Here is a 25,740-nt window from a genome sequence, read left to right as displayed (position 1 = left end):
CTATTGAGACGGCACTAAGATGTGGTGTATTCATATGCGTAGTAATTTGCATCTTCCCGTGTGATACCATTAAGAATAACGCCTTTCACGTTTATTCCATTTTGCTCAAATTTTCGCAGGCATCGGTTCACCTGTTGCAAGCTATCCTGATTTGCGCGCGTAACTACCAGACAAGTTCCTGCCTCGTACCCAGCGATGATTGCATCCGCAACCGCGAGAACTGGAGGGCTGTCGACGATCACCATGTCATATTCATTGTTTGCCCATTTCAATAGCTGCTTAAATCGCTCGTTCGCCAGAAGATCCACAGGACTAGAAAGTAATGTTCCACGGGTAAGTATGTCGAATTGGCCTTTCAGGCAATATTGAATACTTTCCGTTAATGTTGTGTTTCCACTTAGAAAATCAGAGAGGCCATTTTTGTTCTCAACGTTGAATAAAATATGGGTGTATCCACGCCGCATATCGGCATCAATAAAAAGTACGCGCTGGCCGGACTGAGCAATAACAGCCGCAAGGCTGCTGCTGATAAATGTTTTACCACATCCCATTGTTGCGCCAGAAATCATCAGCACTCTGTTCGGTGTCTCCTTCATGATAAAATGCAGTGTGGTACGCAATCCGCGAACAGCTTCTATGGAAATATCAGCTGGTTCTTCAAATGCCAGACAAAATCGTGGCGACGTATCTCGTCGGAAGAAGTTAACGATTGAAGACCTTTGCTGATGCCGATATTTTTTTTCCAGAGATTTAGACACCGGCACAGTTGCCAGCACATGAACTCCCGCATTTTCTAATGTTTCTGATGATTCGATCCCACGACGCAGGGCTACGCGAGCAATAGCCAGACCCGATGAACTGATCAGACCAAGCATCGTCCCAAGCATGATAATCAATGCTTTTTTAGGTTTGACAGGTGAAGGCCAGGTCACTGCGGGATCGATAATGCGTACATTCCCCACGTTGCTGGAGCGGGAGATGTTGAGTTCCTGCTGACGGCTTAGAAGCTGTAAATAGATCTCTCTTCCTGTTTCAACATCACGGCTCAACTTCAGAACTTCTTGTTGAGTGGATGGCATTGCAGATATACGCTGGTTAAGTTTGTCCTTTTCCTGCACCAACGTTTGGCGTTTATCGAGTAATGCGCGGTAGGCTGGGTGGCTTTTCTTATAAAGTTGCGAGATCTCTGCTTCCCGGAAGGTTAACGCGTTGAGTTGGTTCTCTACGTTCACCATCTGTTCAAGTACCGTTTTTGCTTCCAAATTGAGATCAACAGAATCCTGTTGCTGTCGGTAAACGTTAAGTTTGCTTTCAGCATCATCCAGTTCAGACTGCACTTTCGGCAACTGGCGTTGTAAAAAAGCCAGGCTGTTGGCGTCGCGGGCCGCCTGACGATTGATATTCTGCTGAACGTAGTTGTTCATTACCGTATCGAGAATGCGTGCGATTTCATTTGGGTTATGTCCCGTGATACGAAGTGCGATCATTCCGCTCTCTTTACCCTGTTGGGACACGTCAATTTGCAGTTGCAAATTGCTAATAGCTTCCAGTTTACTTATTTTACGGAGCTTGAATCGAGAGCCAGGGACAGCATGTATGTTGCTAACTTCAATGATGATATTCTCTTTCTTCAGTCGCTCTCCAACCTTACCTTCTAAAGAAAAGTTTGTTCCTTGTAGATGAAATAATCCCTTCTCTTGCACTGTAAGAATAACCTCCGAGTTTTGATCGTTAGTCTGCGGCAAACTGAGATCTTGTATTGTAATTTCTGCTGATGATTCTCCCTTCAGCTTAGCCCAGAGGTATCCTGTGACAGGAAAATAAATTTGTTCCGATTGTATTCTTAGATTAAGGCCATCAACTGTTTTTCCCAGAATCATTCGTGATTTAAGCAACTCAATTTCAGCTGATACAGCAGATGTGTCGGTTGGTAAAATATTCTTCAAGCGGTTCAAAATTGCCTGATTTTGCTTTTGCTCAACCTGAATTAGGGCATCTGCTTGATACACCGTGGGAGATAAAAAAGTGTATAGTGATGCAGCCAGGGTAAAGGCGATGGTTATGCAGAGGATTATTTTCCATTGCAAAAATAAAATATGCAGTAGCTGGATAAGATCCAATTCTTTTTCCGCCGAGGAAGTGCACGGATATTTCGAATTCTCATTCAAGATTAAACTGTCCTTTTTTACACCAGATGCTGGGCCCATCTTTGTGCACCCAGTTCCAGTTGTTGAAACACATACTCATAAACATCATGACTTTTTCGATAAGGGTCGGGGATTGCTTGTTTACTGGACCAATAGCTGAATAATAATGTTTTGCCTCTGGCTTCTGGCGCCATTGATGTAACAAACGCAATATGCTTTGGTTCCATCGCCAGGATAAGCCCGGAGTCACGTAGCATTTCCAGGGTGACATTTCTCGCGATGTGTCCGCTCAGTGACACGCCATGTTCGAACGCCACTGCCGCGCTCATGTTTTCCGCCGGATGCCCATGATGGGCATGGATCCCGGCAGAGGTGACAGAAATTGTTGGTGGCAAAAATTGGCATAGTAAGCGTTCTGCAATGACCGAACGGCAAATGTTCCCAGTACACAGCACCAATATCGATGTGAAATTTATCGGGCCCATGTTCTGATATACCGCGTGGTTTCAGTCAAATCGCGCACACCAACAATGGTGGGCAGTAACTGTGATATAACCCGATTCCAGCGTGCCAGAGGCGCTGTCGTTACGTAGACGATATCGTATGGTTCCAACTGGAATTCGGTACTGAGTACCATTGCGGAAGCATCCTGAGCATCCAGTTGATAAATGTTGGCTATTTTGCCATCGGGCTTTCCTTTTAACGCCCGAATCACGAAAATACCGGTTGCATCTGAGCTCTCTTGCTTCATGCCTTCGGCATTTCCCAGCGCTTCTGCCAGCGTCATTCCACTTCTGTCCATTTTGAGGGTGGCTTGTCTGCCGACCTCACCCATGACAAAAACTTTCAAATCATCATTACGGGGTATAAATAAAATGTCACCAGGATGAAGCAGACGGTTTTGCGTCAGATCACCGCGCTGTAATAGTGCATATAAAGAAAGGTGAGATTTCTGTCCATTATGGGTGAGAGTGACATTTCGCCAGTCGGCGTCTGCAGTCAGACCACCTGCAGCGTTGACTGCATCCATTACTGTAAGTGGAATATTGGTAACAGGTAGCACACCTGAACGCATCACTTCGCCTGTAACGTATATTTTCTGTGAGCGGAAGGCGGCAATACTGACATCTACCTGTGGGTTCTCTATAAATGCATTCAGGCGGGTAGATATGGCGTCGCGAACTTCATTTAAGGTTTTACCTGCCACATGCAGGCGCCCGACGTAAGGATAAAAAATAGTGCCGTCAGCACTGACCCAGTTGCCAGTATCACTGGCACTACGATATTGGCCCGCTGGCGTAGTCAGCTCCGGATGATCCCAGACGGTAACCATTAAGACATCACCCACACCGATACGATAGTTATAAGACAGCAACTGTTTTTCTAATTGAGGGTTTGGACGAGAAACGATATTAGCCGGACGCAGTGTGTCGACAAGTCCGGGAGTCAGCATAATAATATTGATCCTGTCATTCAGTGCATCACGATTGTGCGGCAAACCAGTGCCATTTTTCCCCTGAACAGGGAGCCCTTGTCCTGGCAATATCGTACATCCGGAAAGCAGTATCATTGTGCCAAAAAGAATAGGGCACATAAAATGTTGTCTGTTCATATTATCTCAAGTCGAACGGTTTCAGACTTTCGTTAAAATTCATAGCCTAATAATATATAGTTAGTCATCGCGTTAATGTGCACCATTCATTATAATTTAACTCTATTGCACTAATAAATCTGAGCATCTGCTGGCTAATGTTGTTAATAGTATATAGTTTCCTCGATGTTGGTGATAAAATATCCATGGGATTAGGTGCGTGAGTTGATAATACCCGCGCCATGATTTTTTGCATGTTACTTTCAAGGATAAGAAGATATTCTCCCTCATCAACACACACTGATTCAATGACTCGCCATTCCTTGTTGATTTCTTTATTTAATAGTTTGTCCATTTTATGGATATAACTGTCAATTGAATCATTGCTATGAAATGACATTTGCATTTAGTTCCCCGTAAACAGAACAATGTTTAGTAATAGGTGATGTTAATTGTCAAATCAGCCTGGTAGCGGCCCGGAGTTAATGATGCAGAAGCAGTATTGATAACAGTTGGATATACTTTAAACGAGCTATCATATATGCTGGGTTGAATCTCAGCATCTTTAACTGACAATATATCTGTAGCAGTGGACAAATCAATCACGCTTGCACCATTACGTTTCCAGCGGGTAAGGAGAGCAATGTTTGCCATTGTGGTATTCACCAAACCTTTCGCTGCATTCTGAAAACCAGGGGTCGCGGCAGTAAAAGAAATCGTGAGTGCGCTGGGCTTGACGCCTTTGCTGCAGTCGATAATGAGCGGTACATCAGTAGCGCTAACGCGATCAGTGATCGTTACCGCTTTCGTTCATTAGCGGCAAGTTATATGCTCCAGAAATACCTTTTCCGCCATTAACAGTACAATTAGCATGGGTGATTTTCATTTTTACCCCGATACTGGATGTGCTGTTACCAGCGATCGCAGTTGATGAGCATAGTGATGACAATATAATTATCGAGCATAGTAACAGCACCTGTTTAATCATAACTCAGCCTTAAAATAACAGACGTATCAATATTTCCAGCTGCCATCTGTTCAGCCGTTATTGGTAATAACTTGAATTTAAGGTCAATAGTTTTTTCATGATAAGGATAATCCTCATTAAAATTTAGGGCACCATACAACCCCATTTTCATTACACCAATACCAATACCATTCAGCCCTGATTTCATTATTGATTTCCCGAAATTTGTTTGACCTGATACGATCCCTTGTGCGGGAACAAACCTCATCTTAGTATTTGCCTCGGCCAAATCACAGTTACGTGTGAATTTAATTGACTTTTCTACCTTTCCAGCAAGTAGATCATGTGCAGAAACAGAGCCAAAATTAACCTCAGAAGAGATACTAATGGAACAGGTAGCTTCGGTAATTGCACCATTTATATTAACAACTGTATCCGTTTGCTGTGCGTTAGCGAGACAAGCAAAAAAAAATGCAACAAAGAAATATACTCTGAATGGCATTGCTTAAATTCCTTGCCAGGGTTATCACTAATCGTAAGACAGGCGTATGATTAAAGTCGTATCAATATTACCAGCAGCAATATCCTCTGAAGGTATTTTTACCGGTTTAATTTTGACCGGCATCGAGCGTTGACCGCCGTTTGGGATCCCCACGGAAGACCAGATATGTTCAGTATTAAATGATAAATTGCTAATGCTACCCATAGTAGGTAATTTAAATCCAACACCCGCTAATCCGGATTTCATTATTTTCGGATCACCCGTCACGATTGCACCTGGAATAAAAGTAAGTTTAATATTGGTTGCCGTCCAGTCACAGTTTACCGTCATATTAATATCTTTCTCTGGAACGGTATTGTTATTAACATTTAATGCAGTAATAGAACCAAAATTAACCTCTGAGTCTGCTGTGAAGGTACAGGTGGTAGACGTTATGGTACCTTTCACAGGGACATTTACCGTTGCCGTAGATGCAAATACAGAGGATGAAAAAAGGGAAATTATCATTCCTATTTTTTTCATATTCTTCCTTAATCATACTGAACACTAATGGCCAGGTTGGTATCAACATTACCGGCTGCGATATCCTCGCCGCTGATATAGAATGGTTTAAGCGCAATTTTACCACCTAAATTGTAAGGTGATGCTGTTGTCGTCGTACTTGCCCAGGTTTGCTCTACGCCAAAGGGGGTATCAGTTAATGTACCTCCCGCAGTATTAGCAAATTGGAGCTTGAATCCTAAACCCGTTTTACCCGAGCGCATTACGCTGGTGTTGCCGGTAACGGTACCTTCCGTAGGGGTAAATGTCACTTTTACATTTTTAGCAATCCAGTCACAGTCCAGGGCAAGACTTACCTCTTTGGCGGCAATTCTGTTATTGCCGATATCTCCTGCGGTCAGGGTATTAAAGTTAATTTCAGTAGGCGTTGGTACAATATTACAGGTAGCGCCTGTTACGCTGGCTTTAATTGCGACAGTTGTATCCGCCGTTTTGGCATAAGAATAAGGAGATATACCCAGCAGAAAAACGACCGGAATTACTTTTTTCATATTTCATCCTTATATTAGATATAAGTTAACTGAATTGTCATTGAGGTGTTAAAAACCCCTTTGGTTATTGCACCATTTGCACCCAAGAGCATCCTGACAGATGTCGTCCCTGGTGATGGCCAAACGATATTACTGTTAAAGTTAACATTATTAACCCCCAGGGCTGTCAATGAAACTGTATACATTACACTGGCGTTACTGGTTAATGCTGCATCATTTCTACCGCTTACTATGCCATTTCGTGGAATAAACATTAACTCGACCCGTGAAGCATTGTGGCAAGATGCGGTAATATCAAAATTCCTGATTCGTAAATCTGGATTACCATTTAAAAAATCATTTCTGTTAATATCTCCAAAATTAATCACCGCAGGGGCAGTTAATGTACAGGTCGGAATAATTAGGCTTGCTCCTACGGTTATGCTTAATGTGCTGGTCTTGGCCGAGACGCTATGACCGCATAGCAGCAGTGTAAACAGGAATACTCTTGTCATATTTGCACTCTATGTATAAGTCAGCTCAGCGTTAAGTACGACGGATACCGAACCTGAAGATATCGTTCCACTGCTACTTTTTTTAACAAGTTTAAATTTTAATTTATAACCCGAACCACTCAATGCTTTTAAATTATAATCGGAGTTAAACTGCATCCGGGCATTATTGAAAAAGGGAAGGATCGCAACATTATGCCCGGCATCTAAAAAAGCGCCTCCTGACCCCCCGGTACTTACGGGGGAGGTGAAACGCAAATTCGCCGATTGCAAAGCTGTGACTGCGTTATTCCCGGTTAACTCTGGCGTGGCGCTATCAAGACGACACGTTAACGTCAAATCGGCTTCGATTTCTGGTCCTTCAGTAAGTGTTAAGGTTGTAATATTAACATCACCAAAGCTTAAATTATTCCCTCTGCTGGAGGTTATATTGCATGTAAATTCTCGGAATTTAACCGAGAGAGCAACCGTAGTACTTGTTACTTTAGCGGATGCCTCGATGGTGATGAAGCATAGTAAAGATAGTAAAACAAGTATTACGCGCATTACAGTATCTCCGTTTAGTTATAGGCAATTTCAAAGCTCACAGCGCCATTCCAGTCAACACTATTTCCTTGAGTCGAACCGTATTTATACGGATAAACAGGTATTGAGATCTTGTCTAAGCTATTGATATTTACAGCATCCCCTGTTCTAAATCGTAGTCCCCATCCATTCCCTAAGCGAAGACCAACACTATTTGATGCTGCCAGCCACTCACTAGTGGCATTTTTTGGTGTGACTGCATTCATTCTGGCAGACCCAGCAATAATGAATGATGGATAATTTGATGTCATATTCCCACCACCTGGCCCCAAGCCACATTTCATCGTCAAAATAATAGTCGCTAATGGTGTGTTTAAATCACCATGAATATTAACCACCCCTAAATCCAGGTTGTTTGTATTACTTGTGACAGAGCATGTTACTGTATTTGTATAATTCAGTGTAACACTATTATTTGTTACTGTAGGTGTTACGGATTTATTACCTGGAATAAGCCCGCCTGATCTGTAGGTTATTTTATTTCCGGTAGCTGAAGTCATCATTGATATAATTTTACTATTGGATGCAACATTACCTCCAATATTTCTGTTGGTATATATTCCATAAGTAAATGTCGGACCAGTATTGTTTCTTGTGTTTCCACCCAGAGCATCTGAAAATCCTAAGAAAATATTTGGGAAATTCCAAGAGTTACCATTTTTATCTAGGAATTTAGCTTTAGAAGACGCTATTCCTTCTGGCGCTAAATATATCCATCCACTGTTATGCTCTAATCTATTATTATTGATAAAGTTAAATTCTGGAAGTGGTACATATATATATCCTGCGGAACCTCCTAAGTACTGATCAATTTGCCAGGAATTTGGTCCGACATAATATGGGCAGCTAAAGGTTACCTTCATTGTTCCTATCCTTGTACCCGCAGCAGTCTCTGTCGTGAGGGTGCTTTGCGAGTAAGAAACCTCTATTTTGCTAGAAGGCGATCCCCAATAGTAAGCTGCATTGCCCGCCGCAAAACACCCTGCATATGCTGAAGGTGCTGCTAGTATTGATAGCAAGAAAACCCAAAAATATATTTTTCTCATTTACTTAACCTGATATTGATTATTTGCGCCGTAATCATCAATCGCGTTCACCGACACATTCCCGGTTAATGAGTTGCTGATCTGTACTTTGCTAAACGGCGCAAATTTGGCTAGCTGTGCCCCTTCATTTTTAGTGAGCTTTACCTCATTACCATTCACTTTTATCCCGGTAATAGCAAAATAGTAGGGAGTGGGGTTTTCAAGAAAATATTTTCCATCAGTCTTTAACAGCCTGACCTGCTTTTCTGCTTCTTTACGCCCATCGACCAGCGTTTGTGGGCGATAAATCAACTTAACGCGAGTGTTCAACGCAATAGCCAGAACATTTCCACCTGATTTAGGGGCCGGTGGGATCTCCTGTACATTAAGCCAAGTTAACGTCTCACGATCTTGCGGCAGATTAGGGTTGATATCCAGAATCCTGATCGTCTGTCTGCTTTTCGGGTCTACTTTAAAAAATGTTGGACTGGTTGTGAAGTAAACGTCTTTATCTTTTTCGTTGTCATTATCAATCCATACCTGTCCGGCATATTTTTGCTCGCTTTCATTAGAGACCATTACGGACAGGCTTTTTTTCCCACCTTCATAAACATAGCGAGTCCCATTAAGGCTAAACGCGGCATTACTGCTCAGGCTTACAGATAGCATGGCAACAGCAATAAAAGCTTTGATTTTGTTATTTACAGTAAACATCTTGAATTGTTCTCTTGGTTGGACTCAATTTTTCTAAATTAATGACACACTGATCGAGTGTGATATTTTTTACTTTACTATCAACGTTAAGTAACAATACGCCACCATTACTGACAAAACCCACTTCCTTGCCTGCATCATCCTTTGCAATTGTTCCCATAGGAATGACGTACTTATTTTTACTAAAAACGCGTAATATATAGTGATGAACACGACGATACTTTATCTTCCTGTAGATAATAGCTTTCTCGGTTGGTATAACATTAATCACATTGCCCTGTATTTCAATATCTGTTGGCAACTTATCGACATCGATATTAATAGAGTTCGGTGAATAACTCGCCAGAGAGATCACCGCTCTCCCGTTGCTGTCTGTCGGAAGGCCGCCATTAATTACCGCACCACTAATTCCATCCATGTCAATCACTGCCAGCGTACCATTACTATTCTGTGATAACATCAGCCCACCACCATAAACCCCCAGTACTGATCCGCTCATCTGCAAGCTCAGGTTTTGGCTGGTAGAACCTTTCGAATACATGCTGTTTAATTGGGCATAATCCGAAGCATAGCCAGTGGATAACGAAATATTATTTCCGTTATTGTCTCGATTCATACTAACGTTGTAACTCAGTCGATCGTTAAGATTTGCAGAGCTACCCGCCATATAACTCATTCCGCCTTCACGGGTATAGGTCATCGAGGTATTACTATAATGCATCACATCGAATGCACTGAACGGGATGTTAAAGGAGAGGCTAGTCATATATTCTCCGCTATTCTCCCCTCTCTTACTGTAGCTTCCACTCAGCGAGGCCGAAAAGCGGCTAAATGACTTGCTGAGCATAAAATTCACTCCACTCTCCTGTGGCTTATCCCAATATTGCTGCATCCATCCGTTCATACTGAGATAAATATTTTGTTCCGGTATACGGTGGGCCAGGATCGCCTCATAGCGATTTTTTGACTTAAACTCATCCGTGCTGTAGCTCAGGTAATCATAATTGGCATACTCGACATATCCGCGGTCCGTAAACCGGTAGCCGATTAACTGTAAATCTGTCGTATCGGTTAGTGAGCGAGCATACTTAACGGAAGCGCTATACCCTTTCTGTTCATCTTTCTGTTTAAACCGGGCTTTTGACAGGTTCAAACTGGTCGATAATGCGCCAAACCATCCGAGCGAATGGGTGCTACCAATGCCCATGTTTTGATAGTTCTGACTCAACAACAATGCTGAGTTAAACGTTGCATAGTTGAAGCCGTAATCCAGGCTGCCCAGCCCGAAGGTACCATCGGCGGAACTTTTATTATTGCCCGCCATTTTTTTACCCACGGCCAAACCATAATCCATGGCACCGGGGCGCAGGAGGTTACCCATTATGGTTACAGGAAAATGTTCTGTTCTTTTACTGCCATTTTCCTCCGTAATGGTCATAATCAGATCCCCGCTACTGATTGCGCCCAGATTGTTAATTTCAAACGGCCCCGGGGGGACAACAATAGATTCTAATACGCGCCCATTTTGCTCTACGGTCACCCTGGCATTACTGGTTGCAATTCCCTGCAATTTAGGTGCATAGGTTCTGCTTAACCATGACGACATGTTCGCATTCGAGGTCAACTGAATCCCGCGAAAACCAAAACCATTCATTAACGGGCTATAGGTACTCTGTGCCTGCCCAATGCTTAGATCGGCCTTAATGGATTCCAGCGCACGAGTTAAACGTAGATCACTGGTGTTAAAACCACTTTCATCGGTGGCATTTGCGGTAAATGAAAGCACCCATTTGCCAATGTTCGCATTACCGTTCACACCCAGATAGTTAGTACGCTGTTGCCCTGAGCTTTTACTGGTGTTCGCGTTGTATGCTAATTGAAATCCGGAATTGCCATAATCCCAAGGGCGTTGACTACGTTCACCAGACAACAAGGCTGCCTGAGGAATACGTAATTTCAGCGTTTGTGTACTATTATCCAGCTCAACTTTTGTTGTTTTATTATTGCTTAATACATAACACTTTCGGGTTGCGTCGAATTCCTGTGCATAAAAGTCCTCCTTGATAAAAACGCCTTGTTCGCTTAACCATTCGTTTGCCAGGCAAAGAGCTTGCTTTTCGCTGTCGGTAACGGTAATAAAACCACTACCGACCTTTTCGCCATTAACCTCAACGTCAACCAGATATTCGCCAGGAACAAAGTTAACGTTTTTATCAAAGACTTCTGGTAATTCATCCTGTGCACCACCACGAATAAAACTCATGTTAAATTCGTCATCTGCCATTACAGTAAATACAGGCTGTAATGCAGAGCAAATCAGTAGCAATAATATTTTATTTTTAAGCATGTTATATATTATTTCAACTGTAAAATAAACGGGCTGCATATTTTATGCAGCCCAAAGGCGCATGAGGGTAATACGATTATTTATAGGCTACGGTATAGGATGCTGAAGTGGCAAAACTACCGGCCTTGACCGTACCGCTTTTAACCGTTTTAACCAATTTAGCTTCATAATCAAATGTTGATAAAGCCGCCGGTGGGGTACTAGTACTTGCATATGCAATAGTACGGTTGGTGTCGGTCACCAGTTCGTCAGCTGTAGCGGCATTCTTGGCTTTTAGCTGCAGGGATACGCCGGTTGCCGAACCGCCGCTGTTACCCAGTCCTGCTGCATCCATGTTTGGTGCGCTCCAGCTCACGTCAGCAGCGGTTTTAGCCAGACAGTCGGCGGCAGAAGGGCCTGCTGGTGTCAGTGAAAATTGGACGGTTTTGGCTGCGGTTAAATCCGTGCCCGGTGTTCCCAAATCGATTGAGCTTGCTACACCACCTCCCACAACCGGACTTACCGTACAGGTTGCAGAGGTAATCGTACCGGTAAAATTAATTGTACCGCTGTTTGCTGATGCGACAGAAGAGAATGCTACCGCCGAAGCCAGTGCTCCAAGAATAAATAGTTTTTTCATTTTAACTCCAGGGATTAACTTTTTGTGATTACCTGTAAGTGCTAATCAGCGCACTTAAGGGATGTGGTCATATTATCTTTTGAATGGTGAATGACAATGGCTCAACAGAGGATTGGGCCAAATGTGTAATATTTTGCGTTTCATTCTGGTATGTTTTTTTAATAGTATGAGCACTGAAGATATTAACCTCCTTAGCTTATAAGGCTTACCAGGTTGACAAATAGAAAATGTGAGAATCTGTAGTTGATAGGGTAATGAGCATCGACATGAAAGTGCGTCGATTTATCTATTGCCTGTTTAGTTGGTCTGGAGCCAATAATGAAGGAGAAGGTGGCGAATGCCCTCGTCCCGCTAAAGTATAATTATTAACGGGGTTCTGGCTATGATGAGGGTGCTTAGTTACTTTAGGAATGGAAAGGTCAAGGGTCTTGATGAAGACAATTCTACTAGATTAACGTTTGCCATTGTATTGATAGTGAAGCGTACTTTCAGTGGTTTACCAGACTCATAAAAGTATAAGGGGTCATCTGGAAGTATTTCTTGAATGTGGTGATAAAATAAGACGTATGGTTGTATCCACACATCACCGAAACCTGAGTAATATTATAATCGCCTGTACGTAGTAGCCTTGCAGCCATACACATCCTGGCATCGAGATAGATCTCGCTGAAGGATGTTTGTTCTATCGCGAGTTTACGTTTTAGTGTGGAACGGCTCATATACAGCCTGGCTGCAACATCGTCCAGGCTCCATGATTTGGATGGAGCATTTTTTACCATATTATATACTTTTTCTCTCAGGCTTGATTTAACCGTACGAGTTAGTATGCCAATACCGTCCTCGTGAGCGGTAAAGGCCGAAAGCAGAAACATTAACGTAAAATCCAGCGGTGAACCTTCAGTTCCGGTGTCACAGCGTGTGCAATGCCCACACTCACTGCGCTCTGATTTTTGCAGGCAGCCAAAAACATTGTCAAAGGCTTCATTCATCCCTGGACGCAACGGTGAACAAAGCATGCGCGAGCTTATGCTTTTGTGCGCGCCTGACATATATTCCAGTTTGTTATCGGTGATCAGCAATGAGTACATTTTACTCATTAACTCATATGAAATATCGATTAGTTTGAATTCTAAATGATTATCGATATCACTGCACTTTATGTTAATTGTTTGGTTTTTCTCGATAAGAATAAGGCTTTCTCCAGTGCATTTCAGCATATCATTATTGCTGGAGTTAATGGTGAGTTCTCCCTTGCTTAATTTGATGAGTGTTGTATTGGCAACGTAGAGATGATTTAAAACTACGCCTTCGGTTGATTGATAATAGTTACTATTACTCACACTTTGTTGTTTACAATTGACGATGTCTGAACATTTTCTTTGGTTCATCGAATTTTGCATTGCAGCACCTTTGTTTTTATGTGGTTAATATACATATTATCAAGTAATGATTTTTTCTATGGTTATTTGAGAGGGTTGGTCTGATAGTGAAAAAATTACAGCTGATATTAATATACAGAGTTGGTGCTGTAGTATTGCATTAACTAAAACCTCAATATTTGAGTTATGGCCATCTCAGGTGTCATAAAAAAGCACGATCAACGAAAGGTATCTTCTGAATTGTGTGAGGGGATTTTATGAGTGATGGAAGCCATGCATACAGAGTAAAAAAGATACATGCGATTAAAAAAACACCCGATCAGGCCCGGTAATATCGTTGAACCTGAAATTCAAAATGAATTCAACCGTCTTATGATGCGTCGTCGGGCGTTGTACAACCAGGAGTACGCAAATAACTTAAGGGATATGGGTGATGTCGACAGGGATTGTGACGTTCAGAACTGTATCAGTTTCATCACACTCAATCACTGAGCGGGCGAAAAGATTTAATTCAATAATCCGCAATCCTGTTTCAATCATAAAGCGATGGTTTGCATAATCCGAGACAAATTGGATTTTCGGACTGATATTGTTCTCTTTGATAAATCGACTTTGAGCAAATGGAGTATCGATGCTAATGACATAATATTTTGTAGTACTAACATCCTCATGAGTTAGAGACTTACTGAGTTGTTTTATTTGGGACTCACAAACTGGTGTATCTAGTGATGGTACGGTGTAAATAATCTTCCTAACACCTTTCGGTAATTTAAAAACATCCAGTTCTGGAGTCACCAGATCGTGTGCTGCTGGCAGTTTACCGCCTACGGACATGAAACCTTGATCCAGTGTCAGATCGTTTTCACCAAACTTTAATTTGAAATCCTTTCCTAAGTGAATATTGTTAATTGATTTGACAAGTTTCATTAATCTTAATCCTTATAAAATATAAATGCGGATAACCGCTAAAATCGGCATAGCAACTGATAGGGATGAATCATTTGCTGAATAAATTAAATCATATTCAATATTTTATTATTCAGTTGTCTCCCTAAATAAATAATAGCAGATGCGAATTTCAAAAACTTAGCTAAAAAGGAAATGTGTGAAATGAATTTTTAGAACACTTAAAAATTAGAATGTATATCCCCCTATAGAGGTATTTTATCCATGTAAAGAAAATGACTTTAAAAAGCATTGACTTGAGCAAACTTTGTCTTCTTGCGAGTATCAGTAAAGGGGCGAGGGACTAACGATTATCCGATGGGGGGAACCCTCTGTTGCCGTAAAGAAACACTCGCCAATTAGCCATACCCCTCCATCACCGTTAGCGTCGTCAGGTGCGCATGTTAACTGACATGGAAATTTTCTCGAGACTCTATTCCGCACTCATTTCCTGGTAGCTTTCTTTTTTGAGTAACTACTGCCGGAAGATGATAATTGAGACGATTTGGATACAAATGGTATATAGGTCTCTAAAAGAGATTTCTGGTTTTGTGATGACTAGCACAAAACGCTGCGCGATACGTTTTTATCGAGAATAATCGAACGCAATCGATCGCCATCACAAAATTACGCGCTAATAAAGTGTACAAAATTAGTGTTAATGTAATGTTGCATATGATGATTATTTGTATTGTCTAGATTGAATTTTAATAAACGCAATGTTTCTTTACAAACAAATATGGCGAAAAAATGTGATGCATGGCGTTATTTAATCACCACAAACGGTGAAATATAATTATATTTGATAAATTACTCATTAAATTTAAGTGTCATTCTGCCCGATAATTGCGCTGTAATTGATTGAAATATAGCCTTTCCTAGTTTTTAGAAATAACAGATAAAATGGCGATGTTATAGCCATAAAAAATCGTTATCCCCCCATCTTTTTTTGATTAAAGTCAGGGTAAAGTGAGATATGTATTTCATATCCATATGATTTATAAGTGGTTTCATTTTTTATAATAGTCTTACAAAATGTAAGTCAAGGGGATTTGTGAGGGGTAGCACATATCCTTGTTTGCTTAATTTGGTACACTTCCTGCCGTCAACAAAGTAATTAACGCAGGTCGATATGAATACTATTACACTCCCTAAAACACAGCACTTAGTGGTCTTTCAGGAAGTCATTAGAAGCGGTTCTATCGGCTCAGCTGCAAAAGAATTAGGTTTAACTCAACCCGCTGTCAGTAAAATCATCAACGATGTTGAGGCTTATTTTGGTATTGAGTTAGTTGTGCGTAAAAATACTGGTGTGACATTGACTCAGGCAGGTCAGGTGATGCTCTCATGGTCTGAATCAATTACCCGTGAAATGAAAAACATGGTTGATGAGATGAACAGCATGACGAGCAATGCGGTCGTTGATGTGTCGTTTGGTTTTCCTTCACTGATTGCCTTCACCATCATGTCCGGCATGATTAAAAAATTTAAAGAGGTATTCCCGAAAGCACAGGTTTCTATGTATGAAGCTCAGCTCTCCTCGTTCTTACCGGCAATCCGTGACGGGCGTCTGGATTTTGCCATCGGTACGCTGAGCGATGAGATGAAACTGCACGATCTGCATGTGGAGCCGCTCTTTGAGTCAGACTTTATCCTGGTTGCCAGCAAGTCCCGAACATGCACCGGCATCACCTCGCTGAGCGCGTTGAAAAACGAACAGTGGGTGTTGCCACAAACGAATATGGGGTACTACAGCGAACTTCTTACCACGTTACAGAATAATGGCATCAGCAGTGAAAACATTGTTAATACTGACTCCGTCGTCACCATTTATAATCTTGTTCTCAATGCTGATTTCTTAACAGTAATTCCCTGCGATATGACCACACCGTTTGGCTCAAACCAGTTTATTACTATCCCGGTACAAGAAACCTTACCCGTCGCGCGTTATGCCGCCGTGTGGTCGAAAAATTATCGAATTAAAAAAGCAGCATCTATTTTGGTGGAATTAGCCAAAGAGTATTCATCATATAATTGTCGGAGACGAAGGCAATTAATTGAAATTGATTAAAGATTGAAATTGTTTTAACAAAAAATAAACGCCATCTGTCTATATCTGACAATGGTCACGGCTATCTATTTACTTTAATACCCTAGTAAGAGGTTCTAATGCACATTACATACGATCTCCCAGTTGCAATTGAAGATATCCTCGAAGCGAAAAAAAGACTGGCGGGGAAAATTTATAAAACGGGAATGCCTCGCTCTAACTATTTTAGTGAACGTTGCAAAGGGGAAATTTTCCTCAAGTTTGAAAACATGCAGCGTACCGGTTCATTTAAAATCCGTGGCGCTTTTAACAAGCTCAGTTCCTTAACAGAAGCAGAAAGAATGAAGGGCGTGGTGGCTTGCTCTGCAGGTAACCATGCGCAAGGGGTTTCTCTCTCCTGCGCCATGCTCGGTATCGACGGCAAAGTGGTGATGCCGAAAGGCGCACCGAAGTCTAAAGTAGCGGCAACCTGCGATTATTCCGCGGAAGTTGTGCTGCATGGCGACAACTTCAACGACACCATCGCTAAGGTTAGCGAGATTGTGGAAACGGAAGGCCGTATCTTTATTCCACCATATGATGACCCGAAAGTTATTGCTGGTCAGGGCACTATTGGTCTGGAAATTCTGGAAGATCTGTACGATGTCGATAACGTGATTGTGCCAATTGGTGGTGGTGGTCTGATTGCGGGTATTGCGGTGGCAATTAAATCTATTAACCCGACCATTAAAATTATTGGTGTGCAGTCTGAAAACGTTCACGGCATGGCGGCTTCTTTCCACGCTGGAGAAATAACCACGCACCGAACGACCGGCACCCTGGCGGATGGTTGTGACGTCTCCCGCCCGGGTACTTTAACGTATGAAATCGTTCGTGAGTTGGTGGATGACATTGTCCTGGTCAGCGAAGATGAAATTCGCAACAGCATGGTGGCATTAATTCAGCGAAATAAAGTTGTAACTGAAGGTGCCGGTGCGCTGGCATGCGCAGCATTATTAAGCGGGAAATTAGATAGCTATATCCAGAACAGAAAAACAGTCAGCATTATTTCTGGCGGTAATATCGACCTTTCTCGTGTATCTCAAATTACTGGTTTAGTTGACGCTTAATATACTTCGTTGAGGATAGGATATGAGTACTACTGATAGCATTGTATCCAGCCAGACAAAACAGTCGTCCTGGCGCAAATCGGACACCACCTGGACACTGGGTTTATTTGGTACAGCCATCGGCGCTGGGGTGCTGTTCTTCCCTATCCGCGCAGGTTTTGGCGGACTGATCCCCATTCTGATCATGCTGGTGTTAGCATACCCAATCGCTTTCTATTGCCACCGTGCGCTGGCACGCCTGTGTCTTTCCGGTTCTAATCCTTCCGGTAACATCACAGAAACGGTTGAAGAGCACTTTGGTAAAACGGGCGGCGTGGTTATCACGTTCCTCTACTTCTTTGCGATTTGTCCGCTGCTGTGGATTTATGGCGTCACCATTACCAACACCTTTATGACCTTCTGGGAAAACCAACTGCAAATGCCAGCATTGAACCGTGGCTTTGTGGCGCTGTTCCTGTTGCTGCTGATGGCATTCGTCATCTGGTTTGGTAAAGATCTGATGGTTAAAGTGATGAGCTACCTGGTATGGCCGTTCATTGCCAGCCTGGTGCTTATCTCTCTGTCACTGATTCCTTACTGGAACTCAGCGGTTATCGATCAGGTTGATATCAGCAATATCGCTCTGACTGTAGTGGTTTACTGAATTTGGCCACCTGAACAGAGGTGATATGCTCACCTCAGAACATTACAGGTGCCTCAATGAAAAAAAGAAATTTCAGCGCAGAGTTTAAACGTGAATCCGCTCAACTGGTCCTTGATCAGAACTACACCGTTGCAGCTGCGGCCAGTGCTATGGATGTGGGTCTTTCTACCATGACGCGATGGGTAAAGCAGTTGCGGGATGAACGACAGGGCAAAATACCTAAAGCCTCCCCTATAACCCCGGAACAGATTGAAATACGTGAGCTGAAGAAAAAGCTACAACGCATTGAAATGGAAAACGACATATTAAAAAAGGCTACCGCGCTCTTGATGTCAGACTCCCTGAACAATTCTCGTTAATCGGGAAACTCAGAGCGCAGTATCCTGTGGTCACACTCTGCCACGTGTTCGGGGTTCATCGCAGTAGCTACAAATACTGGGAGAAAAGCGCCGAAAAGCCAGACGGCTGGCGAGCTGTGTTACGCAGCCAGGTTCGGGAGCTGCATAACATCAGCCATGGCTCTGCTGGCGCAAGAAGTATCGCCATTATGGCAACCCTGAGAGGCTTCAGAATGGGACGCTGGCTTGCTGGCAGGCTCATGAAAGAACTGGGGCTGGTGAGTTGTCAGCAGCCTACCCACCGGTATAAACGTGTTGGTCATGAACACATCGCTATCCCGAATCGCCTTGAGCGACAGTTCGCAGTGACAGAACCTAACCAGGTGTGGTGCGGCGATGTGACGTACATCTGGACAGGCAAGCGTTGGGCTTACCTTGCAGTTGTTCTCGATCTGTTCGCAAGGAAACCAGTGGGCTGGGCAATGTCATTCTCGCCGGATAGCAAGCTGACCATCAGAGCGCTGGAAATGGCGTGGGAAGCTCGCGGTAAACCAGTCGGAGTGATGTTCCACAGTGACCAGGGTAGCCACTATACAAGCAGGCAGTTCCGGCAGTTACTGTGGCGTTGCCAGATCAGGCAGAGTATGAGCCGACGTGGAAACTGTTGGGACAACAGCCCGATGGAACGCTTCTTCCGTAGTCTGAAAAACGAGTGGGTGCCAGTGACAGGTTATATAAACTTTAGCGATGCTGCTCATGCGATCACAGACTATATCGTCGGGTATTACAGCTCGCTAAGGCCGCATGACTATAACGGTGGGTTGCCCCCAAACGAATCGGAAAACCGATACTGGAAAAACTCTAAAGCCGTGGCCAGTTTTAGTTGACCACTACAGACTGGTCATGACGGCATCCTGGTTACCGTATGGCTGGGTATTTCCATCATGGTGTTCTCTTTCAACTTCTCGCCAATCGTTTCTTCCTTCGTGGTCTCTAAACGCGAAGAGTATGAGAAAGATTTCGGTCGCGAATTTACCGAGCAGAAATGTTCTAAAATCATCTCCCGCGCCAGTATGCTGATGGTTGCGGTGGTAATGTTCTTCGCCTTTAGCTGCCTGTTCACGCTGTCTCCGGCAAACATGGCGGATGCGAAAGCGCAGAACATTCCAGTACTGTCTTATCTGGCGAACCACTTCGCTTCACTGTCCGGGACGAAGTCCACCTTCGCGACCGTTCTGGAATACGGTGCTTCTATTATCGCCCTGGTTGCTATCTTCAAATCGTTCTTCGGCCACTACCTGGGTACGCTGGAAGGTCTGAACGGTCTGGTGCTGAAGTTTGGTTACAAAGGCGATAAGACCAAAGTTTCCGCCGGCAAACTGAACACCATCAGCATGATCTTCATCATGGGTTCCACCTGGGTTGTGGCTTACGCCAACCCGAACATCCTGGACCTTATTGAAGCAATGGGCGCGCCGATTATTGCCTCTCTGCTCTGCCTGCTGCCGATGTATGCCATCCGTAAAGCGCCATCACTGGCGAAATACCGTGGCCGTCTGGATAACGTGTTTGTTACCGTGATTGGTCTGCTGACCATCCTGAACATTGTCTACAAACTGTTTTAATCCTTAAGCTCAGGATGAGCGGAGTAGTGAAATGAATGAGTTTCCGGTAGTACTGGTTATTAACTGTGGTTCGTCTTCCATTAAATTCTCAGTGCTGGATGCAGCTAACTGTGAAGTTTTAATGGCGGGAATCGCGGACGGTATTAACTCTGAAAATGCGTTCATAGCAATTAATGGAGGAGAGCCAGCTAAGCTGGCTCACCACAGCTACGAAGACGCATTAAAAGCAATTGCCGTTGAACTAGAGAAACGTAATTTAATGGACAGCGTGGCCTTAATTGGCCACCGCATTGCACACGGCGGAAATATCTTTACCGAATCAGCAATTATTACTGACGAAGTTATTGATAATATCCGCCGGGTATCGCCGCTAGCTCCGTTACATAATTATGCGAACCTGAGTGGGATCGAATCTGCTCAGCACCTTTTCCCTGGCCGACAGCAGGTCGCGGTATTTGATACCAGCTTCCACCAGACGATGGCTCCTGAGGCCTATCTGTACGGTTTACCGTGGAAATATTTCGAAGAGTTGGGCGTTCGTCGTTACGGCTTCCACGGCACGTCGCATCGCTATGTTTCTCAGCAAGCGCATAACCTTCTTGACCTGCAGAGTGATGACTCGGGTCTGGTTGTGGCTCACCTGGGGAACGGTGCGTCAATCTGTGCGGTGCGTAACGGGCAGAGCGTTGATACCTCAATGGGCATGACGCCGCTGGAAGGGTTGATGATGGGGACACGCAGCGGCGACGTCGATTTCGGCGCGATGGCGTGGATTGCCAGCGAAACCAACCAGACGCTGAGCGACCTTGAGCGCGTAGTGAATAAAGAGTCCGGTTTACTGGGTATTTCCGGTTTGTCCTCTGACTTACGTACGTTAGAAAAAGCCTGGCACGAGGGACATGAGCGTGCGCAGCTGGCGATTAAAACGTTTGTGCATCGTATCGCGCGTCATATCGCCGGGCATGCCGCATCGTTGCATCGTCTTGATGGGATTATTTTCACCGGTGGCATAGGTGAGAACTCGGTATTAATTCGTCGTCTGGTTATTGAGCACCTTGCCGTTTTAGGTGTGAATATCGACAGCGAAATGAATAGCCTGCCAAATTCCCATGGCGAAAGAATTATCTCTAATAAAGATGCGCGTGTTATTTGTGCGGTAATTCCCACAAACGAAGAGAAAATGATTGCGCGTGATGCCATTGCGTTAGGCAAAATTAATACATCAGTAGAATTTGCATAATTAATTTTCAGCAGAGAGATTATTTTTCATGAAGGTAAATATCGATACCAGCGATATGCTGTATGCCGAAGCCTGGAATGGCTTTAAAGGTACGGACTGGAAAGAAGAAATTAATGTCCGTGATTTTATTCAGCACAACTATACGCCTTATGAAGGGGATGAATCTTTCCTCGCCGAAGCAACGCCTGCGACCACTGCATTGTGGGAAAAAGTTATGGCGGGCATCCGTATTGAAAACTCGACGCACGCGCCGGTTGATTTCGATACCAATATTGCTACCACGATAACCGCGCATGATGCGGGTTATATTGAACAAGAACTGGAAAAAATCGTTGGTCTGCAAACGGATAAGCCGCTCAAGCGCGCTCTGCATCCGTTTGGCGGCATCAACATGATCAAAAGCTCTTTTGATGCTTATGGTCGTGAGATGGATGCTGATTTTGAATACCAGTTTACTGAACTGCGTAAAACCCATAACCAGGGCGTATTCGACGCCTACTCTCCGGATATGCTGCGCTGCCGTAAATCCGGCGTACTGACCGGTCTGCCGGATGGCTATGGCCGTGGCCGTATCATCGGTGACTATCGCCGCGTGGCGCTGTACGGTATCCGCTACCTGGTGCGCGAGCGTGAACTGCAGTTTGCCGATCTCCAGTCGAACCTGGAGTGGGGCCAGAATCTTGAAGCCACGATTCGTCTGCGTGAAGAGCTGTCTGAGCACCGTCGCGCTCTGCTGCAAATGCAGGAAATGGCTGCGAAGTATGGCTGCGATATCTCCCGCCCGGCGCGTAATGCGCAAGAAGCGGTGCAGTGGGTGTACTTTGCTTACCTGGCTGCGGTGAAATCGCAGAACGGCGGCGCGATGTCGCTGGGCCGTACCGCATCGTTCCTAGACATCTACATTGAGCGCGATTTCAAAGCGGGGATTTTAAACGAGCAGCAGGCGCAGGAGCTGATCGACCACTTCATTATGAAGATCCGTATGGTGCGCTTCCTGCGTACGCCGGAATTCGACACCCTGTTCTCAGGCGACCCTATCTGGGCGACCGAAGTTATCGGTGGTATGGGGCTTGATGGCCGCACGCTGGTGACGAAGAACTCGTTCCGCTATCTGCATACGCTGCACACCATGGGCCCGGCACCAGAGCCGAACCTGACGGTGCTGTGGTCTGAACAGCTACCAATCGCCTTCAAAAAATACGCCGCCCAGGTGTCGATCATTACCTCGTCTTTACAGTACGAAAACGACGATTTGATGCGTGCCGACTTTGACAGCGATGACTATGCCATTGCCTGCTGCGTCAGCCCGATGGTTATCGGCAAACAAATGCAGTTCTTCGGGGCGCGTGCCAACCTCGCCAAAACGTTGCTGTACGCAATCAACGGCGGTGTGGATGAGAAGCTGAAAATCCAGGTCGGGCCGAAAACGGCACCGCTGATGGATGACGTGCTGGACTACGACACGGTGATGGAGAGCCTGGACCACTTTATGGACTGGCTGGCCGTGCAGTACATCAGCGCGCTGAACATCATCCACTACATGCACGACAAGTACAGCTACGAAGCATCGCTGATGGCGCTGCACGATCGTGATGTCTATCGCACGATGGCCTGTGGTATGGCGGGTCTGTCCGTGGCGGCGGATTCTCTGTCGGCTATCAAATATGCTCGCGTGAAACCGATTCGCGATGAAAACGGTCTGGCGATTGATTTTGAAATCGAAGGAGACTATCCGCAATACGGCAACAACGACGAGCGCGTAGACAGTATTGCCTGCGATCTGGTCGAGCGCTTTATGAAGAAAATTAAAGTGTTGCCAACCTACCGTAACGCGGTGCCGACGCAGTCCATTCTGACCATCACCTCCAACGTGGTGTACGGACAGAAAACTGGTAACACGCCGGACGGACGTCGCGCGGGTACGCCGTTTGCGCCAGGGGCAAACCCGATGCACGGCCGCGATCGTAAAGGTGCGGTGGCGTCGTTAACCTCGGTCGCCAAACTGCCGTTCACCTATGCCAAAGACGGTATCTCGTACACCTTCTCCATTGTACCGGCAGCGCTGGGCAAAGAGGATGGAGTGCGTAAAACCAACCTGGTCGGTCTGCTGGACGGTTACTTCCACCATGAAGCGCATGTGGAAGGTGGGCAGCATCTGAACGTTAACGTTATGAACCGTGAAATGTTGATGGATGCCATTGAGCACCCGGAAAACTATCCGAACCTGACGATCCGCGTGTCTGGCTATGCGGTGCGCTTCAACGCGCTGACCCGTGAACAGCAGCAGGATGTTATTTCACGTACTTTCACCCAGGCGCTCTGACGCCGGAGGGACTATGAGAAAAGTTATTGCAACCGAATGTGCACCAGGGGCGATTGGGCCTTACGTACAGGGTGTGGATCTGGGCAGCATGGTGTTGACGTCAGGTCAAATCCCGGTGTGTCCACAGACCGGTGAAGTGGCTGAAAACGTATCCGATCAGGCGCGTCAAAGCCTGGAAAACGTGAAAGCGATTGTCGAGTCTGCAGGTTTGAAAGTGAGCGATATCGTCAAGACCACCGTTTTCGTTTCCGACCTGAACGACTTCGCCACCATCAATCAGGTGTACCAGCAGTTCTTTGATGAGCATAAGGCAATCTACCCTACGCGCAGCTGCGTGCAGGTCGCCCGCTTACCCAAGGATGTGAAGCTGGAGATTGAAGCCATCGCCGTACGTGGCGACACGCTGTAATCCCTTGCGGGGCGATCTCAGAATCGCCCCGATCCTTAATGAGTGTGAAACCTGGTCTTCACTGAACGGCAATCCGAGGGTGTGGATATGATTAGCGCATTCGATATTTTCAAGATTGGCATTGGACCTTCCAGCTCCCATACCGTGGGGCCAATGAACGCAGGTAAAAGCTTTATCGATCTGTTGGTCAGCAGCGGGGAACTCCCCAAAGCTACGCATATTGTGGTCGATCTTTATGGATCGCTTTCCTTGACCGGAAAAGGTCATGCGACAGATGTCGCCATCATGATGGGACTGGCCGGTAACAGTCCACAAAATGTTAATATAGATTCTATCGCTGGTTTTACTCAGGAAGTGGCCCATACCGGACGTTTACCGGTTGCAGAGGGCACGCATGTTGTCGATTTTTCCCCAGACGAAAATATTCTCTTTCATACCGAAACGCTGCCGCGCCATGAAAATGGCATGCGTATCACCGCGTGGAACGGCACCGAGACACTATTAAGCAAAACCTATTACTCCGTCGGCGGTGGTTTTATCGTTGAAGAGGAGCAATTTGGTCAGGCGCATGATGTTGAAGCACACGTACCCTACAATTTTCATTCCGCCAGCGAACTGCTGAAACTGTGCGAGCGCAACGGGCTGTCTGTTTCCGGCCTGATGATGCAAAACGAACTGGCGATGCGCAGCAAAGAAGAAATCGATGCTGGCTTTGCTGCCATTTGGGACGTTATGCGCGCTGGAATTGAGCGAGGCATGAACACCGAAGGCGTTCTGCCGGGTCCACTGAACGTCCCGCGCCGCGCCGTGGCATTACGTCGGTTGCTGGTTTCCAGCGATAACCTGTCCAGCGACCCAATGAACGTGATCGACTGGATCAACATGTTCGCGCTGGCCGTGAGCGAAGAAAACGCCGCCGGATGCCGGGTTGTGACGGCACCGACCAACGGAGCATGTGGGATTATCCCTGCTGTCCTGGCCTATTACGACAAGTTCCGCCGCCCGGTGAATGCAAACTCCATTGCCCGCTACTTACTGGCCGCGGGGGCGATAGGCGCGCTGTATAAGATGAATGCCTCGATTTCGGGTGCCGAAGTGGGCTGTCAGGGTGAGATTGGCGTTGCTTGTTCAATGGCTGCTGCCGGGCTGACCGAGTTGCTTGGCGGTAGCCCGTCTCAGGTGTGTATTGCGGCGGAAATCGCCATGGAGCATAACCTGGGGCTGACCTGCGATCCGGTCGCCGGACAAGTGCAAATACCGTGTATTGAGCGCAATGCGATCAACGCGGTAAAAGCCGTCAACGCCGCGCGTATGGCGCTACGTCGAACATCTGAGCCACGCGTTTCGCTCGATAAAGTGATCGAGACCATGTATGAAACGGGCAAAGATATGAACGACAAATACCGTGAAACGTCACGTGGTGGTCTGGCTATCAAAGTGATTTGCACTTAACTAAATTTGTGTTTATTTCTCCTTTGGGCGCACTTGAGTGCGCCCTTTTTTTTGTTGTGATCCGCTTCAAAAAGGGAAATTAATCCCATTTTGTAAATATAAAATAGAAAAATTTTATTAAACATTATGAATTGAGGGGGTATTTATGTGAAGTTTTTCTCTGACCCTCGGCGTATGATTTCTCCAT

Annotated in this window: 23 protein-coding genes and 2 pseudogenes; 9 read left to right on the top strand and 16 right to left on the bottom strand. The window is 45.1% G+C overall.

Annotation, left to right across the window (positions count from 1 at the left end; translation table 11 throughout):
• Positions 1–14: 14 nt before the first annotated feature.
• The 16 genes from G4551_RS20850 to G4551_RS20775 all read right to left on the bottom strand — a co-directional run bounded on the left by G4551_RS20850 (position 15) and on the right by G4551_RS20775 (position 14,346).
• Complete coding sequence (locus tag G4551_RS20850; protein WP_404990302.1) at positions 15–2,171, bottom strand: polysaccharide biosynthesis tyrosine autokinase; 2,157 nt, start codon at positions 2,169–2,171, stop codon at positions 15–17.
• Between the two features lie 14 nt (positions 2,172–2,185).
• On the bottom strand, positions 2,186–2,632 hold the full coding sequence (locus G4551_RS20845; RefSeq protein ID WP_032939221.1) for an arsenate reductase/protein-tyrosine-phosphatase family protein: 447 nt from the start codon (positions 2,630–2,632) through the stop codon (positions 2,186–2,188).
• Positions 2,620–3,759, bottom strand: a complete 1,140-nt coding sequence (locus G4551_RS20840) for a polysaccharide export protein (RefSeq protein ID WP_042270726.1) — start codon at positions 3,757–3,759, stop codon at positions 2,620–2,622. Before G4551_RS20840 ends, G4551_RS20845 begins: the two co-directional genes overlap by 13 nt.
• A gap of 64 nt (positions 3,760–3,823) precedes the next feature.
• Positions 3,824–4,144, bottom strand: a complete 321-nt coding sequence (locus G4551_RS20835; protein WP_003842056.1) for a hypothetical protein — start codon at positions 4,142–4,144, stop codon at positions 3,824–3,826.
• Between the two features lie 26 nt (positions 4,145–4,170).
• Positions 4,171–4,392 (bottom strand): hypothetical protein, encoded by a 222-nt coding sequence (locus tag G4551_RS23910; protein ID WP_231501078.1) that lies wholly within the window; start codon positions 4,390–4,392, stop codon positions 4,171–4,173.
• Positions 4,393–4,718: 326 nt separating this feature from the next.
• On the bottom strand, positions 4,719–5,207 hold the full coding sequence (locus G4551_RS20825) for a fimbrial protein (protein ID WP_003842057.1): 489 nt from the start codon (positions 5,205–5,207) through the stop codon (positions 4,719–4,721).
• A 27-nt stretch (positions 5,208–5,234) separates the two neighbouring features.
• A complete protein-coding gene (locus G4551_RS20820) occupies positions 5,235–5,729 on the bottom strand; it encodes a spore coat protein U domain-containing protein (protein ID WP_003842059.1) in 495 nt (164 codons plus the stop codon).
• Between the two features lie 8 nt (positions 5,730–5,737).
• Positions 5,738–6,259, bottom strand: a complete 522-nt coding sequence (locus tag G4551_RS20815) for a hypothetical protein (protein WP_003842060.1) — start codon at positions 6,257–6,259, stop codon at positions 5,738–5,740.
• A 14-nt stretch (positions 6,260–6,273) separates the two neighbouring features.
• The gene (locus G4551_RS20810; RefSeq protein ID WP_003842063.1) at positions 6,274–6,753 is read right to left on the bottom strand and encodes a type 1 fimbrial protein; all 480 of its coding nucleotides are present in this window, start codon (positions 6,751–6,753) and stop codon (positions 6,274–6,276) included.
• A gap of 9 nt (positions 6,754–6,762) precedes the next feature.
• Complete coding sequence (locus tag G4551_RS20805; RefSeq protein ID WP_003842065.1) at positions 6,763–7,296, bottom strand: fimbrial protein; 534 nt, start codon at positions 7,294–7,296, stop codon at positions 6,763–6,765.
• Between the two features lie 14 nt (positions 7,297–7,310).
• Positions 7,311–8,381: a hypothetical protein gene (locus G4551_RS20800; RefSeq protein ID WP_134855968.1), complete on the bottom strand. Its 1,071-nt coding sequence runs from the start codon at positions 8,379–8,381 to the stop codon at positions 7,311–7,313.
• Positions 8,382–9,074, bottom strand: a complete 693-nt coding sequence (locus G4551_RS20795) for a fimbrial chaperone (RefSeq protein WP_003842067.1) — start codon at positions 9,072–9,074, stop codon at positions 8,382–8,384.
• Positions 9,058–11,421, bottom strand: a complete 2,364-nt coding sequence (gene pefC, locus G4551_RS20790) for a PefC/AfrB family outer membrane usher protein (RefSeq protein WP_003842069.1) — start codon at positions 11,419–11,421, stop codon at positions 9,058–9,060. Before pefC ends, G4551_RS20795 begins: the two co-directional genes overlap by 17 nt.
• 76 nt (positions 11,422–11,497) lie before the next feature.
• Entirely contained in the window at positions 11,498–12,040 is a 543-nt protein-coding gene (locus G4551_RS20785) for a fimbrial protein (protein WP_003842072.1), read from the bottom strand.
• Between the two features lie 488 nt (positions 12,041–12,528).
• Positions 12,529–13,440, bottom strand: coding sequence for a helix-turn-helix domain-containing protein (locus G4551_RS20780; protein WP_003842073.1), 912 nt, complete (start codon positions 13,438–13,440; stop codon positions 12,529–12,531).
• A 396-nt stretch (positions 13,441–13,836) separates the two neighbouring features.
• Positions 13,837–14,346 carry a redoxin family protein gene (locus G4551_RS20775; protein WP_003842075.1) on the bottom strand — a complete coding sequence of 170 codons (510 nt, stop codon included), beginning with the start codon at positions 14,344–14,346 and terminating at the stop codon, positions 13,837–13,839.
• Between the two features lie 1,150 nt (positions 14,347–15,496).
• Here G4551_RS20775 and tdcA point away from each other — a divergent pair.
• From tdcA to tdcG, 9 genes and pseudogenes are all read left to right on the top strand, one after another.
• Entirely contained in the window at positions 15,497–16,435 is a 939-nt protein-coding gene (gene tdcA, locus G4551_RS20770) for a transcriptional regulator TdcA (RefSeq protein WP_003024882.1), read from the top strand.
• A 98-nt stretch (positions 16,436–16,533) separates the two neighbouring features.
• On the top strand, positions 16,534–17,523 hold the full coding sequence (gene tdcB / locus G4551_RS20765) for a bifunctional threonine ammonia-lyase/L-serine ammonia-lyase TdcB (protein ID WP_003024877.1): 990 nt from the start codon (positions 16,534–16,536) through the stop codon (positions 17,521–17,523).
• 22 nt (positions 17,524–17,545) lie between these two features.
• Positions 17,546–18,151: pseudogene (locus tag G4551_RS20760) on the top strand (aromatic amino acid transport family protein); the annotation flags it as partial.
• Positions 18,152–18,222: 71 nt separating this feature from the next.
• Positions 18,223–19,391 (top strand): IS3 family transposase gene (locus G4551_RS20755; RefSeq protein WP_085951607.1). Its coding sequence is split into 2 segments (ribosomal slippage): positions 18,223–18,472 and positions 18,472–19,391, totalling 1,170 coding nucleotides; the frame shifts between segments, so codons are not numbered across the junction.
• A 9-nt stretch (positions 19,392–19,400) separates the two neighbouring features.
• Positions 19,401–20,129 (top strand): annotated as a pseudogene (locus G4551_RS20750) (SLC5/6 family protein); the annotation flags it as partial.
• 31 nt (positions 20,130–20,160) lie between these two features.
• Positions 20,161–21,369: a propionate kinase gene (tdcD, locus tag G4551_RS20745; protein WP_003841518.1), complete on the top strand. Its 1,209-nt coding sequence runs from the start codon at positions 20,161–20,163 to the stop codon at positions 21,367–21,369.
• A 28-nt stretch (positions 21,370–21,397) separates the two neighbouring features.
• Complete coding sequence (pflB, locus tag G4551_RS20740) at positions 21,398–23,692, top strand: formate C-acetyltransferase (protein WP_003024871.1); 2,295 nt, start codon at positions 21,398–21,400, stop codon at positions 23,690–23,692.
• Positions 23,693–23,705: 13 nt separating this feature from the next.
• The gene (locus tag G4551_RS20735) at positions 23,706–24,101 is read left to right on the top strand and encodes an enamine/imine deaminase (protein ID WP_003024870.1); all 396 of its coding nucleotides are present in this window, start codon (positions 23,706–23,708) and stop codon (positions 24,099–24,101) included.
• An 87-nt stretch (positions 24,102–24,188) separates the two neighbouring features.
• Positions 24,189–25,553, top strand: coding sequence for an L-serine ammonia-lyase (gene tdcG, locus G4551_RS20730; RefSeq protein WP_003841514.1), 1,365 nt, complete (start codon positions 24,189–24,191; stop codon positions 25,551–25,553).
• The last annotated feature ends 187 nt before the right edge of the window (positions 25,554–25,740 follow it).

The organism is Citrobacter freundii ATCC 8090 = MTCC 1658 = NBRC 12681, from assembly GCF_011064845.1.
GTDB classification, from domain to species: domain Bacteria; phylum Pseudomonadota; class Gammaproteobacteria; order Enterobacterales; family Enterobacteriaceae; genus Citrobacter; species Citrobacter freundii.
Note: the sequence above shows the minus strand (reverse complement) of the source record. Positions and strands in the feature narration are given on the sequence as shown.

What these genes read in the sequence shown, in the direction of transcription:
- G4551_RS20845 (WP_032939221.1), bottom strand. Translation starts at nt 2,632, where the DNA reads ATGGGCCCGATAAATTTCACATCGATATTGGTGCTGTGTACTGGGAAC.
- G4551_RS20840 (WP_042270726.1), bottom strand. Translation starts at nt 3,759, where the DNA reads ATGAACAGACAACATTTTATGTGCCCTATTCTTTTTGGCACAATGATA.
- G4551_RS20835 (WP_003842056.1), bottom strand. Translation starts at nt 4,144, where the DNA reads ATGCAAATGTCATTTCATAGCAATGATTCAATTGACAGTTATATCCAT.
- G4551_RS23910 (WP_231501078.1), bottom strand. Translation starts at nt 4,392, where the DNA reads ATGGCAAACATTGCTCTCCTTACCCGCTGGAAACGTAATGGTGCAAGC.
- G4551_RS20825 (WP_003842057.1), bottom strand. Translation starts at nt 5,207, where the DNA reads ATGCCATTCAGAGTATATTTCTTTGTTGCATTTTTTTTTGCTTGTCTC.
- G4551_RS20820 (WP_003842059.1), bottom strand. Translation starts at nt 5,729, where the DNA reads ATGAAAAAAATAGGAATGATAATTTCCCTTTTTTCATCCTCTGTATTT.
- G4551_RS20815 (WP_003842060.1), bottom strand. Translation starts at nt 6,259, where the DNA reads ATGAAAAAAGTAATTCCGGTCGTTTTTCTGCTGGGTATATCTCCTTAT.
- G4551_RS20810 (WP_003842063.1), bottom strand. Translation starts at nt 6,753, where the DNA reads ATGACAAGAGTATTCCTGTTTACACTGCTGCTATGCGGTCATAGCGTC.
- G4551_RS20805 (WP_003842065.1), bottom strand. Translation starts at nt 7,296, where the DNA reads ATGCGCGTAATACTTGTTTTACTATCTTTACTATGCTTCATCACCATC.
- G4551_RS20800 (WP_134855968.1), bottom strand. Translation starts at nt 8,381, where the DNA reads ATGAGAAAAATATATTTTTGGGTTTTCTTGCTATCAATACTAGCAGCA.
- G4551_RS20795 (WP_003842067.1), bottom strand. Translation starts at nt 9,074, where the DNA reads ATGTTTACTGTAAATAACAAAATCAAAGCTTTTATTGCTGTTGCCATG.
- pefC (WP_003842069.1), bottom strand. Translation starts at nt 11,421, where the DNA reads ATGCTTAAAAATAAAATATTATTGCTACTGATTTGCTCTGCATTACAG.
- G4551_RS20785 (WP_003842072.1), bottom strand. Translation starts at nt 12,040, where the DNA reads ATGAAAAAACTATTTATTCTTGGAGCACTGGCTTCGGCGGTAGCATTC.
- G4551_RS20780 (WP_003842073.1), bottom strand. Translation starts at nt 13,440, where the DNA reads ATGCAAAATTCGATGAACCAAAGAAAATGTTCAGACATCGTCAATTGT.
- G4551_RS20775 (WP_003842075.1), bottom strand. Translation starts at nt 14,346, where the DNA reads ATGAAACTTGTCAAATCAATTAACAATATTCACTTAGGAAAGGATTTC.
- tdcA (WP_003024882.1), top strand. Translation starts at nt 15,497, where the DNA reads ATGAATACTATTACACTCCCTAAAACACAGCACTTAGTGGTCTTTCAG.
- tdcB (WP_003024877.1), top strand. Translation starts at nt 16,534, where the DNA reads ATGCACATTACATACGATCTCCCAGTTGCAATTGAAGATATCCTCGAA.
- tdcD (WP_003841518.1), top strand. Translation starts at nt 20,161, where the DNA reads ATGAATGAGTTTCCGGTAGTACTGGTTATTAACTGTGGTTCGTCTTCC.
- pflB (WP_003024871.1), top strand. Translation starts at nt 21,398, where the DNA reads ATGAAGGTAAATATCGATACCAGCGATATGCTGTATGCCGAAGCCTGG.
- G4551_RS20735 (WP_003024870.1), top strand. Translation starts at nt 23,706, where the DNA reads ATGAGAAAAGTTATTGCAACCGAATGTGCACCAGGGGCGATTGGGCCT.
- tdcG (WP_003841514.1), top strand. Translation starts at nt 24,189, where the DNA reads ATGATTAGCGCATTCGATATTTTCAAGATTGGCATTGGACCTTCCAGC.